The organism is Streptomyces cellostaticus (genome assembly GCF_001513965.1).
GTDB classification, from domain to species: domain Bacteria; phylum Actinomycetota; class Actinomycetes; order Streptomycetales; family Streptomycetaceae; genus Streptomyces; species Streptomyces cellostaticus.
On the sequence record NZ_KQ948025.1, the window covers coordinates 1 to 15525 of the forward strand.

At 70.8% G+C, this 15525-nt stretch carries 14 protein-coding genes and 2 pseudogenes; 6 read left to right on the top strand and 10 right to left on the bottom strand.

Going from position 1 to position 15525, the window contains the following annotated elements:
- Window positions 1-27 precede the first annotated feature (27 nt).
- Both AQI88_RS21370 and AQI88_RS21375 read right to left on the bottom strand, forming a co-directional pair.
- Entirely contained in the window at window positions 28-1968 is a 1941-nt protein-coding gene (locus AQI88_RS21370) for a DUF2339 domain-containing protein (protein WP_208615853.1), read from the bottom strand.
- A 199-nt stretch (window positions 1969-2167) separates the two neighbouring features.
- Window positions 2168-4465: a D-alanyl-D-alanine carboxypeptidase gene (locus AQI88_RS21375; protein WP_107118618.1), complete on the bottom strand. Its 2298-nt coding sequence runs from the start codon at window positions 4463-4465 to the stop codon at window positions 2168-2170.
- Window positions 4466-4646: 181 nt separating this feature from the next.
- On the opposite strand from AQI88_RS21375, the gene AQI88_RS21380 reads away from it, so the two are divergent.
- The 3 genes from AQI88_RS21380 (at window position 4647) to AQI88_RS21390 (ending at window position 6874) form a co-directional block, all read left to right on the top strand.
- Window positions 4647-5393 carry a GOLPH3/VPS74 family protein gene (locus tag AQI88_RS21380; protein WP_067001792.1) on the top strand — a complete coding sequence of 249 codons (747 nt, stop codon included), beginning with the start codon at window positions 4647-4649 and terminating at the stop codon, window positions 5391-5393.
- A gap of 241 nt (window positions 5394-5634) precedes the next feature.
- On the top strand, window positions 5635-6492 hold the full coding sequence (locus AQI88_RS21385) for a helix-turn-helix domain-containing protein (RefSeq protein WP_067001795.1): 858 nt from the start codon (window positions 5635-5637) through the stop codon (window positions 6490-6492).
- 190 nt (window positions 6493-6682) lie between these two features.
- A complete protein-coding gene (locus AQI88_RS21390) occupies window positions 6683-6874 on the top strand; it encodes a DUF397 domain-containing protein (RefSeq protein ID WP_067001798.1) in 192 nt (63 codons plus the stop codon).
- A 129-nt stretch (window positions 6875-7003) separates the two neighbouring features.
- On the opposite strand, the gene AQI88_RS21395 is transcribed toward AQI88_RS21390, so the two are convergent.
- The 3 genes from AQI88_RS21395 to AQI88_RS21405 all read right to left on the bottom strand — a co-directional run bounded on the left by AQI88_RS21395 (window position 7004) and on the right by AQI88_RS21405 (window position 9491).
- A complete protein-coding gene (locus tag AQI88_RS21395; protein WP_067001801.1) occupies window positions 7004-7870 on the bottom strand; it encodes a MerR family transcriptional regulator in 867 nt (288 codons plus the stop codon).
- A gap of 64 nt (window positions 7871-7934) precedes the next feature.
- Window positions 7935-8441 carry a glutathione peroxidase gene (locus tag AQI88_RS21400; RefSeq protein WP_067001804.1) on the bottom strand — a complete coding sequence of 169 codons (507 nt, stop codon included), beginning with the start codon at window positions 8439-8441 and terminating at the stop codon, window positions 7935-7937.
- 24 nt (window positions 8442-8465) lie between these two features.
- A complete protein-coding gene (locus AQI88_RS21405) occupies window positions 8466-9491 on the bottom strand; it encodes an ArsR/SmtB family transcription factor (RefSeq protein WP_067001808.1) in 1026 nt (341 codons plus the stop codon).
- 79 nt (window positions 9492-9570) lie between these two features.
- Between AQI88_RS21405 and AQI88_RS21410 the strand changes: the two genes are divergently transcribed.
- Window positions 9571-10761: an MFS transporter gene (locus AQI88_RS21410; RefSeq protein ID WP_067001812.1), complete on the top strand. Its 1191-nt coding sequence runs from the start codon at window positions 9571-9573 to the stop codon at window positions 10759-10761.
- Here AQI88_RS21410 and AQI88_RS21415 read toward each other — a convergent pair.
- The gene (locus tag AQI88_RS21415; RefSeq protein ID WP_079057708.1) at window positions 10706-11572 is read right to left on the bottom strand and encodes a slipin family protein; all 867 of its coding nucleotides are present in this window, start codon (window positions 11570-11572) and stop codon (window positions 10706-10708) included. The genes AQI88_RS21410 and AQI88_RS21415 overlap by 56 nt on opposite strands.
- A gap of 232 nt (window positions 11573-11804) precedes the next feature.
- Here AQI88_RS21415 and AQI88_RS48845 point away from each other — a divergent pair, with 232 nt between their 5' ends.
- The gene (locus tag AQI88_RS48845) at window positions 11805-13046 is read left to right on the top strand and encodes a M23 family metallopeptidase (RefSeq protein ID WP_067001815.1); all 1242 of its coding nucleotides are present in this window, start codon (window positions 11805-11807) and stop codon (window positions 13044-13046) included.
- Between the two features lie 10 nt (window positions 13047-13056).
- Here the strand turns inward: AQI88_RS48845 and AQI88_RS21425 are convergent.
- Window positions 13057-13275: pseudogene (locus AQI88_RS21425) on the bottom strand (LmrA/YxaF family transcription factor); the annotation flags it as partial.
- On the opposite strand from AQI88_RS21425, the pseudogene AQI88_RS21430 reads away from it, so the two are divergent.
- Window positions 13264-13698: pseudogene (locus AQI88_RS21430) on the top strand (zinc-dependent alcohol dehydrogenase); the annotation flags it as partial. The pseudogenes AQI88_RS21425 and AQI88_RS21430 overlap by 12 nt on opposite strands.
- 48 nt (window positions 13699-13746) lie before the next feature.
- Here AQI88_RS21430 and AQI88_RS21435 read toward each other — a convergent pair.
- The 3 genes from AQI88_RS21435 to AQI88_RS21445 all read right to left on the bottom strand — a co-directional run bounded on the left by AQI88_RS21435 (window position 13747) and on the right by AQI88_RS21445 (window position 15360).
- The gene (locus AQI88_RS21435) at window positions 13747-14232 is read right to left on the bottom strand and encodes a hypothetical protein (protein WP_159050371.1); all 486 of its coding nucleotides are present in this window, start codon (window positions 14230-14232) and stop codon (window positions 13747-13749) included.
- Between the two features lie 114 nt (window positions 14233-14346).
- Window positions 14347-14574, bottom strand: a complete 228-nt coding sequence (locus AQI88_RS21440) for a hypothetical protein (protein ID WP_067001820.1) — start codon at window positions 14572-14574, stop codon at window positions 14347-14349.
- 108 nt (window positions 14575-14682) lie between these two features.
- Window positions 14683-15360, bottom strand: coding sequence for a PaaI family thioesterase (locus AQI88_RS21445; RefSeq protein WP_067001823.1), 678 nt, complete (start codon window positions 15358-15360; stop codon window positions 14683-14685).
- Between the last annotated feature and the right edge of the window lie 165 nt (window positions 15361-15525).

Sequence of the window (15525 nt, forward strand, 5' to 3'; positions counted from 1 at the left end):
GGGTCTGGGGGCGGAGCCCCCAGACGGTCACTTCAGCTCGTCCGGGCAGGGAGTACCGCGCGGCAGCTGATAGGGCGCCGCCAGGTGATACGTGCCCGCCCGCGGAGCGAGCAGCATCGTCCACTTGTCGCCCTTGTCGTCCTCCGGCGTCTCCGCCAGACACCCGTTGACGTTGTCGTACGTCTTCGGCATGCCCTCGGCCCGGTGCTTGGACGCGTCCGTCTCCTGCGGCGCCTTCAGGCTCTTGCCGTGCTCGTCGACGATGCTCAGCCACGGCGAGTACGGGATCTTGATCAGGATCCGCCCGGCCCTGCGCACCTCCAGCGTCATCTCGCCCTGCTCGGCCCGGTCCACCACCGCGTGGGGCTCGGCCATCGGCGCCGGGTCGGTCACCTTGAACAGCTGCCAGTTCGCATCGCCCCAGATCTGCTTCAGGTACGGCATCCCGCGCTGGAGCAGCGCCCGCTCGCGCTCGCCGCCGTCCCCGTCCGGCTCGTCCTTCGGCAGCACGACGAAGTGCACGGCCCAGCGCTGGAGCCACTCGTGGTAGTTCGCCGAGTTGAGCGTGTCGTCGTAGAAGAGCGGGTTGCGCTCCATGTCGGCCTGCCGGTTCCAGCCGCGAGCCAGGTTGAAGTACGGCGCGAACGCGGAGGCCTCGCGGTGCGAACGGGCCGGGACCACCTCGACGCGGCCCTTCTCGGCGCCGACGTGCTGGAGCTGGTTGACCAGCGGAGCCTGTTCACGGGCCCAGGCCGCGGCCGGGGTCGTGTTGATGATGTCGTCCACCGACTTGAAGCCTATCCAGCCGACGAAGCCGAGGAAGGCCAGCACGGTCAGGTACCACTTGCGCGAGCGCGGCACCGTGAACGGCAGCGCGGCGATCAGCGTCGCACCCGCGAACATCATCGGCAGTCGCGATATGTTCGAGCCGATCTGCGAGCTGATCAGCCACACCAGGACCACGCCGAGGCTGTAGACGGCGGCCGTCAGCCGTACGGTGATCCACTCCTTGGGGACGAGGAACAGGCACAGCAGGCCGTACGTCAGGGGCAGGATCACCGAGCCGATCGTCATCGGCTGGGTGCCGGAGAACGGGAACAGCCACGCCGAGACGGCGACCACCGCCGTGGGCGCGAGCCCCAGCGCCCACGCGCCGGGCCGCCGCTTCTGCAGGAACAGTGCGGCCGCGATCAGGCCCACGAACAGCCCCGCGACCGGCGAGGCCATCGTGGCGAGCGCCGCCAGCGGGGCGGTGACCAGGGCCTTCGCCCAGCGTTTGTAGCGCCACCGGTAGGGCCAGCAGAAGACGGCCGCGACCGCGCCGAGCGCGAACAGCGTGCCGAGCCCGAAGGTCACCCGCCCGGACACGGCGTTGCAGATCAGCGCGAAGACCCCGGCGAGCGAGGCCCACAGCGGGTTCTTCACCGACCGGCTGCGGATCAGGACCATCGTCAGCAGGCCCGCCGAGATCGTCCCGGCGATCATCATCGTCGTACGGACGCCGAGCACCGACATCAGATACGGCGACACCACGCTGTACGACACCGGGTGCATGCCCCCGTACCAGGCGAGGTTGTACGCCGAGTCCGGGTGCCGGCCGACGAACTCCGCCCAGGCGTCCTGGGCCGCGAGGTCGCCGCCGCTGTTGGCGAACGTGAAGAACCAGATGATGTGCAGGACGCCCGAGAGGGCCGTCATGGACAGCGCCGGGTGCAGCAGGAGCCGCTGCCGGAGGGGTTCGGCGGCGGCGAGGAGACGGGCCGGTCTGCCGTCCGGACGGATGCCCGGACGTGCGCCCGTACGACCGTCCGTGCGGCTGTCCGTGCAGCTGTTGGTACGGCCGTCGGTACGGCTGTCCGTGCGGTCCTCTTGATGACCGTCCGTGTCAGCCGTGGACAGGCGTATTCGCGGGCCGGATCCCGGGTCCGGATCGGCGTCGTCGGCGCGTGTCGGCTCGGTTGTGGCCACCTGAAGGCACTCCCCGTGTCCCGTCTTCTGTTCTCGGCCGCTTTCCTGGGTGTTCCCGGCCGCTTCCCGTCCAGTTTCGCGGCCCTGTCCCGTGACCGGCGACCTGCCCCGATTCGTGACGCTAGCACGCACCCCGCCGCGGGGCTCCGTCGGCGGGGTGCGGGAGTGCTGAACCGGAGGCCGGCTCAGCCTGGTCGGTTCAGCCGAGGCGGGTCAGCTTGTCCGTGAGGCCGGGTTCGGCCAGAGCCTTCTGGAGGGCCACCGGCACCTTCACCGCACCGGCCGAACCATCACCCACGGTGAGCGTGCCGACCTTGGTGCCGGCCTTCGCGGTGTGCGGTACGGCATCGGAGGCGAAGGACAGCTTCACCTTCAGGCCCGCCCAGCCGGCCGCGGTGACGTCCTTCGTGGCCACGACCGGCGTACGGCCGCCGAGCCCGTCGTCGACGTACCCGACGACATCGCCCTTCTTCAGGATCGTCGCCGGCTTCAGGGCGCCCTGCGCGGCCCGGATCAGCTTGTCGCCCGCGTCCAGGACGCCGCTGATGATGGTGTTGTCGAAGCCGCCGGCGGGCTGGCGCATCACGGCGCCGATGATGGTGCGCGTCTCGCCGCCGACCTCCTGCTTCGCCGCGAAGACGAGGTTGCCGAGGGCGGAGGTGGTGGTGCCGGTCTTGATGCCGACGACGTTGTTGTGGCCGACCAGCCGGTTGTAGTTGTTGTGCTTGGCGCCCTTGTAGTCGACGTAGGACATCATCGCCGCGACCTCGCGGAACGCGGGCCGCTCCATCGCCTTCTTGGCCAGCTTGACCTGGTCCACGGCCGTGCTGACCGTCGAGTCCGTCAGGCCCGAGGGGTCCGTGTACGTGGTGTTGGTCATGCCGAGTTCCTTGGCGGCGTCGTTCATCTTCGTCACGAACGCCTTCTCCGAGCCGGAGTCCCAGCGGGCGAGCAGCCGGGCCACGTTGTTGGCGGAGGGCAGGAGGATGGCCTCCAGGGCCTCACGCTCGGAGATCCGGTCGCCGGCGGTGACCGGGACGGTGGACTCCTGGCCCGCGTCCGACTGCTCCTCGGCGGGCTTGTCTATCTTGATCTTCGGGCCGTCCTCGCCGCTCTTGAGCGGGTGGTCGCGCAGGATCAGGTACGCGGTCATCACCTTCGCGACGCTCGCGATCGGTACGGGCTTCTGCGTGCCGGAGGAGCCGAAGGTGCCGATGCCCTGGACGTCGAGGGCGGCCTGTCCCTGAGCGGGCCAGGGGATGCCGGCCTTGCCGCCGTCGAAGGTGAAGGTGTCCTTCGCGGTGAGGTCGAGGGTCGGCTGGGGAAGCGGGCGGAAGGCCTGTACGACCGCAAAGACGACCGCCAGGAGGAGGACCAGGGGGGTCCAGATCTTGACCCGGCGGACGACCGTACGGACCGGGGTCTGCGGCGGCGGAGGCGTGTTCGTCAGCTCCGCCAGCAGGTCCAGCGGGGGCTTGGGCGGCAGGGGCTGCTGGGTGGTGCGCTCGGGGCCGACCTGGGGGAGGGCGGTGGTGGGCGCGGTGACGTCGGGGTTCTTGAGCGGGACGAACTTGCTGCCGCCCAGCTTGAGCATGGTGGTGGGCTGGTCGACGTTTGCCTGTGCCTGCGGCGCCTTGGCGGGTACGGCCTTGAAGACGGTGGTGGGCTGGTCGACGGTGCGCTTGGCTTCGGCGTCCTTCGTCTCGGCGCCCTTGGCTTCGGCGTCCTTCGTCTCGGCTTCGCCTTCGGCGTCCGATATCCCGCCCGCACCAGCCGTGCGGGTCTCGTCGTCGGCTGCGGGTGGCTCCTGTGGGGTGTCCTCGCTGTCGGCGGCCGACGGCTCGTCCTTGTCGGCAGGCTGCGGCCCGTCCGCGTCGGTGTCCTTCGTCTCGGCTTCGCCTTCGGCGTCCGATATCCCGCCCGCACCAGCCGTGCGGGTCTCGTCGTCGGCTGCGGGTGGCTCCTGTGGGGTGTCCTCGCCGTCGGCGGCCGACGGCTCGTCCTCGTCGGGAGTCTTTGCGTCTGCGTCTGCGTCCTCGTCCGGCTCCGAGGCGGATTCGGGCTGTGCAGGCGCGTCTGTGTCAGCGCTTGCGTCCGGCTTCGGATCGGTCTTTGCGGCAGCCTTCTCCGGCTGGTCGGCCTCGGCCTCGGTGTCAGGCCTCTGCTCGGGTTCTGCCGGCTCCTCGGCCTTCTCCGGGGCCTTTGCAGGTGCGTCCGGGGTGCCCGCCGAGCGGACCCAGGCCGAGACCGCCTCGCGGAGGTCTGCGTCCTCGTCCTCGGCGGGCTTCTCGGCGGCGGCTTTCTTCACGTCCCGTACCGACAGGACCTTCGTCGCCGTGTCCACCGCGCCGTCCGCGGAATCCTTTTCGCGGGAGACGGCCAGACGCGGATCGCGAGCCTCGGGAACCGCACCCGCGCTCCCCGACGTCGGTTCCGCCGACGACTCGTGCTGCTTCGACCTGCCGGGGGACTCGCCCGCCACCGATGCCTCCTCCATGCGCCGCACGCCGTCGCGCGCGCCCTGTCCGAACCATGTACCAGTGTCCTGTGTGAGGGCTTGGCCCCTGTGGTAGACGAGAACGACATACCTACCGGTTCCCTCACGAACCGGTCACGCACCCTCGACAGACCAATGTGAGAGGGGTCACCCTGTCTTTCATCCACGCGGGGAGGCATGGATGGGCAGGAGCCGCAGAACACTTCCGGAGGAGCTTCTGCTGCTGGCACTGGACCCGGCCACGGGTACCACTGCACAGCCGCAGTCGCTCGACCTCGGTCTGGCCGGAGCGCAGCTAGTGGAGCTGGCGCTGGCCGGACGGATAGCCCCAGACGGGGATCGTATCGCCGTGGTGGTACCACGGCCGACTGGAGATCCGACTTTGGACTGCGCGTTGGAGTTGCTGCGAAGGCGTGGCGCTCCCGTACGGGCCGTCCATTGGATCGGCGGGCCCCGGCTGGGGCTGCGCCAGATCTACCTCTCGCATCTCGAACGGTGCGGCATGGTTGCCGCCGTACCGGGGCAGATGTGCGGAGTGCTGCCGACGACTCGCTACCAGGCGACGGACACCGCCATCAGCCGGGAGATCCGGTCCCGGCTGGATTCCGCGATCCGCACCGGCGTACCGCCGGACCCGCGGACCGCGGCGCTCGCCGCCCTGGCACACGCTGTCGGCCTCGGCAAACACCTGTATCCGGGGAACGAGGGGCGCTCGTCCCGGTCCCGGTTGCGGGATCTGATTCGGCACGACCCCATGGGTGGGCTCGTCGCCCATGCCGTGATGGATGTGCAGAACGGCGCGGGGGCCCAGCCGCGGCGTCCGGCCCCGGCCGGCCGCCAGGCGGGGCCCGCGGTCAGGGCGGAACCCGCACGCGGGGTTCCGATGCAGCCGCGCCACGGGTCCATGGCACGCGCCGTGGCCCACTGAGCCGCACCGTCGGTACCCAATACCCGGTACGGGAGCCGCTGATTCGAGCGGGGCGATGAGATCCTTGTGGTCGCACCGCCCCGCTCGAACGCGTCGGCACTCGCAAATCCGTGCCCGAACTGACGCGTACGCGCCGCATATCCACCGTTTCCCAGCGGTAGTAAGCACCTTGGTGGCAGTCTGCTCAACAGCAGATACGCAAAGTGTCAGGTACAGGCAGGCAGCCGGAGGTGCACGTCCCGTGGCGTCCAATGTCAATCCCACCGTCAGGCGACGCCGGCTGGGCCAGGAGCTGCGCAGGCTCCGTGAGCTCAAGGGCATGACGGCCGAAGAGGTGGCGGAGCGGCTGCTCGTGTCGCAGTCGAAGATCAGTCGGCTGGAGAACGGCCGCAGAAGTATCAGCCAGCGCGATGTGCGCGATCTGTGCGGGGTGTACGAGGTCGAGGACCAGCGGATCGTCGACTCCCTCATGGAGATGGCGCGGGACTCGCGGCAGCAGGGCTGGTGGCACACGTTCGGGGACATCCCGTACAGCGTGTACATCGGCCTGGAGACCGACGCCGAGTCGTTGCGCGTGTACGAACCCCAACTGGTGACCGGTCTGTTGCAGACCCGCGCCTACGCGGAGGCCCTGGTGCAGGGCGCGTTGCCGGAGACGTCGACGGCGGAGATCGAGAAGCGCGTGCAGGTGCGCATGCGCCGACAGGAACGTATCACCGCCGAGAACACGCCCCTGCGGCTGTGGGTGGTGCTGGACGAGGCGGCGCTGAAACGGGTCGTCGGCAGCAGGCTGGTGATGCGGGAGCAGCTGGAGCACCTGATCGAGATGTCCCAGCTGCCGCATGTCACCGTGCAGGTGCTGCCGTTCGAGGTGGGCGCGCACCCGGGGCTCAACGGGCAGTACGCGATCCTGGAGTTCACCGACGCGGCCGACTCCAGCGTGGTCTACCTCGAGGGCGTCACCAGCGACCTGTACCTGGAGAAGGCGCAGGACGTGCAGAAGTACGCCGTGATGTACGAGCATCTACGGGCGCAGTCCCTCAATGTGGAGCAATCCCGGCAATACATCTCCGATGTGGCGAAAACCTACGCGGATTGAGCCGGGGTCCACAGGAGGCGCCGGATCGTACACCGTAGTCCGCCCTAGCGGAAGGCTCACCTGGAATATGCCATCCGCTTGAGTGAACGGCTACTCCGGCAGAGGCAGTTGCCCGGTAGCGTCGATCACGCCAATCAGTCGACAGGGTTGGCGTGAACCGCACCACCAGCAACTCGCAACAGGAGTGGACATGGCACTGATTCAGGGCGCTTCGGAGACGTGGATGAAGTCCTCCTATTCCGCGGGCAACGGCGCCTGCGTCGAGGTCAAGTCGCCCACCACCGCGGAACTCGCCGTACGCGACTCCAAGGTCATCGAGGGTCCGATCCTGGCCTTCCCCGCCGACGCGTGGAACGCCTTCGTCGCCTCGGTCAAGGCGTAGGGAGCCCTCTCTGACGCAGCCGCGCAGACGCTTCCGACGACAACAACAACTGCACAAGCACCACCCAAGAGCCCTCTCGACCAGTCGCCGTCCTTGCCGAGAGGGCTCGGCCATGCCCGGCCCCGGGGGTTACTTCACCGGAAACGCCACATCGCACACCGGATCCCCGGGACCCGCCGCCTCCCAGTCCGCGAAGTACACCTCGCGGCAGGGGCCGGCCATCTCCAGGCCCTCCCCGGCCATCCACTGCTCCACCGCCTCGAAGGCGGCGAGGATCTGCGGATGGGCCACCTGCGCCTTGGCGATCCGGGTATAGGCCAGCCGGGCCGCCGGCTCCACCCGCACCCGTGTGGCCCAGCTCCGCCCGTGCTCCTGCGCCCAGGCCCGGGCAGCGGCCTCGTCCGCCACCGGGACACACGACTCCGCGGGCCCGTCGCTCTCCATCGACACCTCGGAGTGGTAGACGACGAACGGCGCGCCGGCGACGCCCCCGCACTCCCGCGCGGCCTCCTCCAGACGGCCCAGCGACGCGCCGATCCACGTCGGCAGCTCGTCCGCCAGCGTGTGGCGGGACTCGGTGATCACCACCTGCGCGGGCACGTCCACCGTCTCGACCACGAACTTCTCGTACATCTCGGAGCTCCTCCCCGACAGCCGTCCACGGAGGTACTCGGCGAGGGTCCGCTGCCCGGCCACCCGGGTCTCCACGTCCGCCCAGTAGGCGGCAAGCCGGTCCGCGGCCACGGCGCCCTCGGCCCCGGCCACCTCGGCGATCCGGGCCAGCGGCATGTCCAGCTGCCGCAGCAGGGCCACCAGACGGGCGCGCTCCACCTGGCCGGCGCGGTAGTAGCGGTAGCCGCTGGCCTCGTCGACATGCGCCGGTTCCAGCAGCCCGAGCCGGTCGTACAGCCGTAGCGCCTTGGCCGACAGGCGGGCCCGCGCGGCGAACGCGCCGATGGTGAGCAGCTCCTCGTTCACCTTGCCATCCTCCGTCACCGGGCGGCTCTTTCCGCCCGGTGACAGGGACGCTCCCCCTTGCCCCTGGGGCAAGGTCAAGCGGCTAGGCCAGCTGGCCCTCGATGGCCGCCACGAGCGCGGCGGACTCCGGCTCGGTCTGCGGCGAGAAGCGGGCGACGACCTGGCCGTCCCGGCCGATCAGGAACTTCTCGAAGTTCCAGCGGATGTCCCCGCTGTGCCCCTCGGCGTCGGCGAAGCCCACCAGACGCTCGTACAGCGCGTGCCGGCCCTCGCCGTTCACCTCGACCTTCTCGGTCAGCGGGAAGGTCACGCCGTACGTCGCCGAGCAGAACTCGGCGATCTCCTCGGCGGTGCCGGGCTCCTGCCCGAGGAACTGGTTGCAGGGCACCCCGAGCACGGTGAAGCCCTGCCCGGCGTAACGCTCCTGCAGCCGCTCGAGACCCGTGTACTGCGGGGTCAGGCCGCACTTGGAGGCCACGTTCACGATGAGCACGGCCTTGCCCGCGTACTGCGGCAGGTCCGCGGAGCCGCCCTGGAGGGCTGCGATCTCGGTGGTCAGTACGGTGCCGTTGTGGTCAGTAGTCGTCATGGTGCGGATGCTAGCCCCGATGGGTTACGCGCCCGGGTCAGGGACCCGGGGCACGGGCTCCTTTCCGGCCGCCGCCCGCGCCGGACCCGTCCCGGCCTCCACCAGCACCTGGCCCGCTGCCGTCCGTGCGTAGAGCACCGACCGGCCGGCACGCCACCGCCGCACCAGCCCCGCCTCCCGCAGCACCTTCAGATGCCGGCCCACCGAGCCCAGCCCCTGCCCGGTGATCGCGGTGAGCTGGGTGGTGCTCATGGGGGAGCCGAGGAGCGCGAGGACTGCGGCCCGGGCGGGCCCGAGCAGCGCGTCCAGACTCGCGGGCGCGGCCCGGTCGCCCTCGCCCGCGAGGACACCGGCGCAGGGATAGACCACGGCGTACCGCTCCCGTTCCTCCCAGGCCACCCACCCCGTCCGCTGCGGGGTCACCGGCACGAAGACCAGCTCGGCGCCCGAGATCTCGCGGGGCGGGTACTCGTGCAGATTGACCTGGAACCGGTTGTCCCCGAGCCACCGCGTCCTGTCCGGCCGCAGGGAGTCCAGCACGCTCACCCAGCCGCCCCGGCTCACCTGCGCGGTCCGTGCCACCACGTCCGCCTCCAGCACCCGCCGGCGCCGCTCCCAGTACGGCCGTACGGTCTCCTCCCACACCCACTCCAGCAGCGCGGCCGCCCGCTCCGGCAGGTCGTCCCGGTCCAGTACGGCGGGGAGCGGCCCGGCGAGGGAGAGGCGCAGATGGGCGCGGGCGGCGGCGGGCCCGGCCGCGCGCACGCGGGCGACCTCGGCGGCGAAGCTCTCCCCGGCGCGGGGGGTGGGCGTGAGGAAGTCGGCGATCCAGTCCCGGCCGAGCCCCGCCCGCACCAGCCGGGCCGTCACCGGGTCGGCCGCGAGCAGCGCCCGGTAACCGGGCAGATGGGTGCGCAGCCACTCCCGCTCACCGGGATGCGCGCCCTGCCCCGAGTGCAGCAGTTTCAGGCTCGCGAAGGTCTCGGCGAGCGGGGAGAGGACGAACCGGCTGCGGGCCAGGGTGTCCGCGTTCAGCTCCCACCAGCCCACGGCACCCTCTTTTCCACGACCTTTCGCGCGACGGCGAAACAATAACGGGGCCTGCCGGGCCCGTCCGAGACTCCGGGGCATGCCCAGCTTCCAAACCCTCTTCCGCACCCCGGGGTTCACCCCGCTCTTCCTCGGTGCGGCCGCGCAGACCGCCGCCCAGACGGTCGGCGGACTCGCCCTCGGCACGCTCGTGTACCGGGCGACCGGCTCCCCGCTGCTGTCGGCGGTGAGCATGTTCGGCCCGTCGCTGGCCCAGATGCTGGGCGCGACCTTCCTGCTCTCCGGCGCCGACCGCCTGCCCCCGCGCGCGGCCCTCGCCGCCGTCTCGCTGGCCTTCGCGGCCGGTACGGCGGTCCAGGCGCTGCCCGGCCTGCCGACCGGCGTGCTCTTCGCCGTCGTCCTGCTGCTGGGCCTGGTCGCCTCGCTCGGCGGCGGGATCCGCTGGGGGCTGCTGAACGAGATCCTCGCCAAGGACGGCTATCTGACCGGGCGTTCGCTGTTCAACATGATGAGCGGGCTGGCGCAGATCACCGGGTACGCCGCCGGCGGAGCCCTGCTGACCGCCCTGTCCCCGCAAAGCTGCCTGCTCCTCGCGGCGGCCCTGTACCTGACGGCCGCGCTGGTCCTGCGCCTCGGCCTGACCGCGCGCCCGCCCCGCGCCGCCGGCCGCCCCTCTCCGGCGGCGACCTGGCGCACCAACGCGCTGCTGTGGTCGGCCCGCCCGCGCCGCCTCACCTATCTGGGCCTGTGGCTGCCCAACGGCCTGGTCGTCGGCTGTGAGTCGCTGTACGTGTCGTACGCCCCCGGCGCGGCCGGCACCCTCTTCGCGTGCGCGGCGCTGGGCATGTTCGTAGGGGACGTGACGGTCGGCCGGCTGCTCCCGGCCGCCGTACGTCCCCGTCTTGCGACGCCGCTGCTTGTTCTCCTGGCGGCGCCGTACCTGCTCTTCTTCGCGCACCCGTCGGTGCCCGTGGCGGCGGTGTGTGTGACCGTGGCCTCCGCCGGGTTCGGGGCGAGCCTGGTGCAGCAGGAGCGGCTGATGAGCCTGACCCCGGACGAACTGGCCGGTCACGCCCTGGGCTTGCACTCGGCGGGAATGCTGACCCTGCAGGGCGTGAGCGCGGCGCTGGCGGGCTCGCTGGCCCAACTCGCCTCACCGGCTTGGGCGATGGCGCTGATGGCGGCGAGCTCGCTGGCCGTGACCGGCTCGCTGGTTACGGCTGGTCGGCGTTCTCCTGCGGCTCCTGTACCGGAACGCTCTTCGCGATGAGGTCGGCGACGGGATTCTGGGCGTTCTGCGTGCCGGCGTTCTGCGCGCCGAGGTTCTGGGCCGCGCGGTCGAAGTACCGCAGCAGCTCGACGGGGAACGGCATCACGAGCGTGGAGTTCTTCTCGGCGGCGACCTCGACGACGGTCTGGAGCAGACGAAGCTGCATGGCCTCGGGAGTGTCCGACATGATCCTCGACGCGTTGGCGAGCTGCTGCGCCGCCTGGAACTCGCCGTCGGCGGTGATGACCCGGGCCCGCCGCTCCCGCTCGGCCTCGGCCTGCCGCGACATGGACCGCTTCAGCGATTCGGGGAGCTGTACGTCCTTGATCTCGACGCGGTCGATGTGGACGCCCCACCCCGCGGCCGGACTGTCGATCATCAACGCCAGCCCCTCGTGCAGCCGCTCCCGGTCGCTCAGCAGGTCGTCCAGGTCGCTCTTGCCGATGATGGAGCGCAGGGAGGACTGGGCGACCTGTCCGACGGCGAAGACGTAGTCCTGCACCTCGATGGCGGCCCGCAGCGGGTCGGTCACCCGGAAGTAGACGACAGCGTCGACCTTCACCGACACGTTGTCCCTGGTGATGCCCTCCTGCGTGGGCACCGGCATGGTCGCGACCTGCGTGTTCACCTTGCGCATCCGGTCGGCGAACGGGATGAGGAAGGTGATCCCCGGCTGCCGGTAGCTCGGCAGCGCCTTCCCCCACCGGAACACGACCCCGCGCTCCACCTGGTTGACGACCCGCATCCCGCTCCTCAGCACGAGCAGCACGAGCAGGGCCACGAGCACCACTGCGACGACGGTGCCTTCCATGGCACTCCATTCTCCGACGCGACTTCCATCCGGTACCGGACAACGGGGAGGACACCACGGCGGGGCTTGCCGGATGCGGACGCGACGTCAGGGATCCGTAAAGAAACAGACAGGGGATGCTCGTCCATCGCCCTGTATGAACAACCCGGGCCGCTCTCTGACCGTCTTCCAGTCGGCCGCGCGGCGCATCTCGCGGCCGACTGCTGCAACAGCCGGAACCGTGGGGGACCACATGCACGATCCGAAGCCGACGCCGGGGGCCGTGCCCTCGCCCGCGCCGCCGCCGGAGGCCGACACCCTGACCCGCTTCCTGGCGGCGGACCCGGCGAGCCGGGCCCGTCTCGCGCCCGGCGTCGCGGCAGCGGTCGGCGCGGACACGATGGAGCGGATCGTCGAGGCCACCCTCGACCGCACCGGAACCCCCGTCACCGTCACGGACAGCCCCGACGGCCTGATCGTCACCGGCCCGCAGGGCAAGGTCCGCGCCTGGGCCCAGCAGACCCGCGACGGCGAGGAGATCACCGGCCTGCTCCTCGAAGGAGCCCTCTACGATCCCCCGGCCCCTCGCAGACACCTCCCGGAATCCGCCGCCTGGTTGACGTACCTCCTCCTGATCACCCTCTGGAACGTCTTCACGATCTGGACAGCCGCCGACCGCGCCGCGTGGTGTGCGGGCATGGCCACCCTCGCCACCTTCTTCGTCTTCGTCGAGGGCTGCGGCGCCCCCGCGCAACAACCCCGCCTCCGCCACCGCACCGTCCGGGCGGTCGCCCTCACCTCCCTCTTCTCGGCCTACCGTCTGCCGTCCCTGCCGACCGGACACTTCACCCCGGCCCTGGGCATCGCCCTGGCGCTGCTCGCCGCAGGCGTGTACCTGGTGACCAGGGCCCGCCTCCACCACTGGCGCACCCCCGTCTGCCAGCCCCTCCTCTTCCCCCTGGAGGGCACCTGGTACGTCATCCAGGGCGGCGGCCGCCTCATCAACCACCACGTCCCGGTCCCGGAACAGCGGGCCGCCCTGGACCTGGTCGCCCTCGGCTCCCACGGCACCCGCACCCGCCCCGGCGACGACCTGGCCGCCTACGCCGCCTACGGCCGCCCCGTCCACGCCCCCTGCCAGGGCCGCGTGATCTCGGCGGCGACCGGCATCCCCGACCAGCAGCCCGGCGAGAACCGCTACCAACCGATCTACGGCAACCACGTCTTCCTCGACACGGGCCGCGAGATCGTCAAACTGGCCCATCTGCGCCCGGGTTCGGTCACGGTGAAGCCGGGTGAGTTCGTCGAGGCGGGCCAGCTCCTCGGCGAGGTGGGCAACAGCGGCAACTCGTCGGAGCCGCACCTGCACCTGCACGCCGAACGGGACGGGGTGGGGCTGGATCTGCGGTTCAGCGGGGTGAAGGGGCGGCTGTACCGAGGGCGCAGGGTCCGGGGGGACGGTGCGCAGGGGTACCCGGGGGCCTCAGCCCGCTGACCGCCGGTCCTCAGCGGCACACGCTGAGGATGAGGGCCTCCAGCTGCTCGGCGGTGTGGTCGAGGGGCTGCGTGCTGCGCTTGGCGCGGCACATGGCCACGGTTCCCTCGACGGCCGCGACGACGAGCGTGGCGAGCTGGGCCGCCTGCCCGGGCTCGGCGCCGTGTGCGCGCAGTGAGGCGGCCAGCAGGCCCTCCCCCTCGTCGAAGACCTCGGCGGCGGCCGCGACGTGCTGCACGTCGACCCCGACCCCGACCGCGAGCACCGCGCCCTCGCGGAGGCTTTCGGAGCCGCCACGGCCGAAGCCCTGACCCCCACCCCACAGGGCTTCGACATCGCGGTGGAGGCCACCGGCCGCGTCGACCAGCTCGCCCTGGCCGTCAAGTGCCTGACCCCGGAGGGGATCTGCGAGAGCGCGGGCAACCACTTCCGCCCCGGCGAGCTGCCCCTGCTCGACATGTACCTCACCGGCGTCACCCTGCGCATCGCCCGCGACACCGTACGCGCCCACATCCCCGACGCCCTCGAACTCGCAGCATCCGGCCGGGTCACCCCCGAACGGGTCGTCTCCCACGTCATCGACTGGGAGGACCTGCCCACAGCACTCCCGCACAAGCACCTCAAGCCGGTCTTCGTCCGGGACGGTACCTGAGCGGCGGTGGTCGCCCCCCCCGCTGACTCCGGCTGATCGCCCGGGCGATCACCAGCCCTGACTGTTCCCTACGTCGGCACGCATGGCCGAGCGCAGAGCGGCCAGCGCGTCGACGTAGGCACGGTGCACGCCTTGCCACTCGGCGGATCCAGGGTCGTTGCCCTCAGACACGCCCGGATTGCTGACGTTCACCTCGGCCGTGCCTATGACGTTCCGCATCCCTCTCAGCGCGCGGTACGCCGTATCGGCCGTGGTGGCAACGGGAGTCGGAGCGACAAGGGTGATCTCGTAGTTCAGGGCAAGCAGGGAGTGGCTGCGCCAGACCCCCCGAAGGTCGGCTTCGTCCACCGGAGTCGGCTGACGGATGGCGAGCAACTGCAGCTCGCTGTCCGTGTTGGTGAGCGCCTCCAGATATCGGGCGTACAGCTGCCGTCTGAGCTGGTGCAACTGGTGCCCTCGATCGCGTCTGGAGCGAACACTCTCGCCCAGCAGCGTCGAGCCGACCCCAACCAGTGCACCGATCAGCGTGCTCACGGGCGTAGTCCAGTCCATGAGCCGTAACCGTAGAACGAGCCCGCCCACCAGCACCATCGACCGGGGCGGGCGTGAGGCTCGGCGGCGGCGGTCGCGGGCTGAAAGGCCCGCCGGTCAGGCGGCCTTCTGGGGCTGGGGCGTCTTCCGCATCTTCACCCCGCCGACGATGAGCGCCAGCCCCACGGCGACGATGCCGAGGTAAGCGGTGGACGGAAGGTCGACTACGTTGTGCAGCCAGCCCCATTCCGTGCCGAAGAAGGTCTGCGAAGCGAAGCTGACAAGCCCCTGGGCTCCTACGACGTAGCCGATGCTTTCGGCGGTGTATCCGATGGTGGTTCGCACGGATCAACTCTCTCACCGCGGTGCCGCAAGATCATCCTCCACAGGGCCGAAAACGCAGTAGTCCAAAGGATGCAGTCGCGTGCGGTTCCAGTCCTCGTGTGCTTCTGCTCAATTCCGCCGCGGTTTGACCCATACCGCTTCGGCGAGAGCGCAGAGTTCACCCTCCGCCGTTGCCAGGGCCACGCCCACGGTGACCTTGCGGGCATGGCCGCCGAGCACCCAGGCCCACGAGATGTGCCGCTCGCCTGATTTCACCTCGCGCAGGAGGGTGCCGGTCAGAGCGGCCGTGACAAGGCCGGGGCCCGTCTCAGCGAGCCGCATGCCGGCCCACCCGCCAGGACAGTCGAGGGCGGACCACACGATCTCCGGCGGCAACGTGCCTGATGTTCCGGCGAGTTCGGGGTCCGGGACCCAGGCGGCGGCTACGAGGTTCCGTCCCGGAACAGGCGCCGGAAAGAGGCGGATGCCCTTGCCGACGGGCAGCGGGCTACAGCCGTAGCACTCGAACGGCTGCGGATGGGCGTCGGCTTGAGCGAGGTACGCCTCGCTGGCCTCCTGGGCCTGTGCCCAGGCCGGCATCTCGGGCGCATCGAGCCGCATCTCGCTGGGGGTGACCGTGACCATGTCCTCGAGTCGCACGGGCACTCCCACGGGCACGGCCGCCCGGAAGTCGACGCGTACCGTCTCGGCGTCACTGCGGGCGGCCACAAGGCCGGCAACGTACCCACCGAACGCGACGTTCGGGTAGCCGGTTATGTGCGGTGGAATCGTGTCGGTCCGCGTCACGCGGCGCTGCCCTCCGTGTGGACGGCGAAGACGGTCCTCGCGTGGCCATGGACGGAACAACGGTGGCCAGTGGGGCCCTTGGCACCACGGATTCGGACGCTCATGGCTCCTCTGTCGCCTTTCTGCCGGCCGGGCGGACACGCACCGCCGGGGCCATCGGGGGAC

What these genes read in the sequence shown, in the direction of transcription:
- AQI88_RS21375 (WP_107118618.1), bottom strand. Translation starts at nt 4,465, where the DNA reads ATGGAGGAGGCATCGGTGGCGGGCGAGTCCCCCGGCAGGTCGAAGCAG.
- AQI88_RS21380 (WP_067001792.1), top strand. Translation starts at nt 4,647, where the DNA reads ATGGGCAGGAGCCGCAGAACACTTCCGGAGGAGCTTCTGCTGCTGGCA.
- AQI88_RS21390 (WP_067001798.1), top strand. Translation starts at nt 6,683, where the DNA reads ATGGCACTGATTCAGGGCGCTTCGGAGACGTGGATGAAGTCCTCCTAT.
- AQI88_RS21400 (WP_067001804.1), bottom strand. Translation starts at nt 8,441, where the DNA reads ATGACGACTACTGACCACAACGGCACCGTACTGACCACCGAGATCGCA.
- AQI88_RS21410 (WP_067001812.1), top strand. Translation starts at nt 9,571, where the DNA reads ATGCCCAGCTTCCAAACCCTCTTCCGCACCCCGGGGTTCACCCCGCTC.
- AQI88_RS21415 (WP_079057708.1), bottom strand. Translation starts at nt 11,572, where the DNA reads ATGGAAGGCACCGTCGTCGCAGTGGTGCTCGTGGCCCTGCTCGTGCTG.
- AQI88_RS48845 (WP_067001815.1), top strand. Translation starts at nt 11,805, where the DNA reads ATGCACGATCCGAAGCCGACGCCGGGGGCCGTGCCCTCGCCCGCGCCG.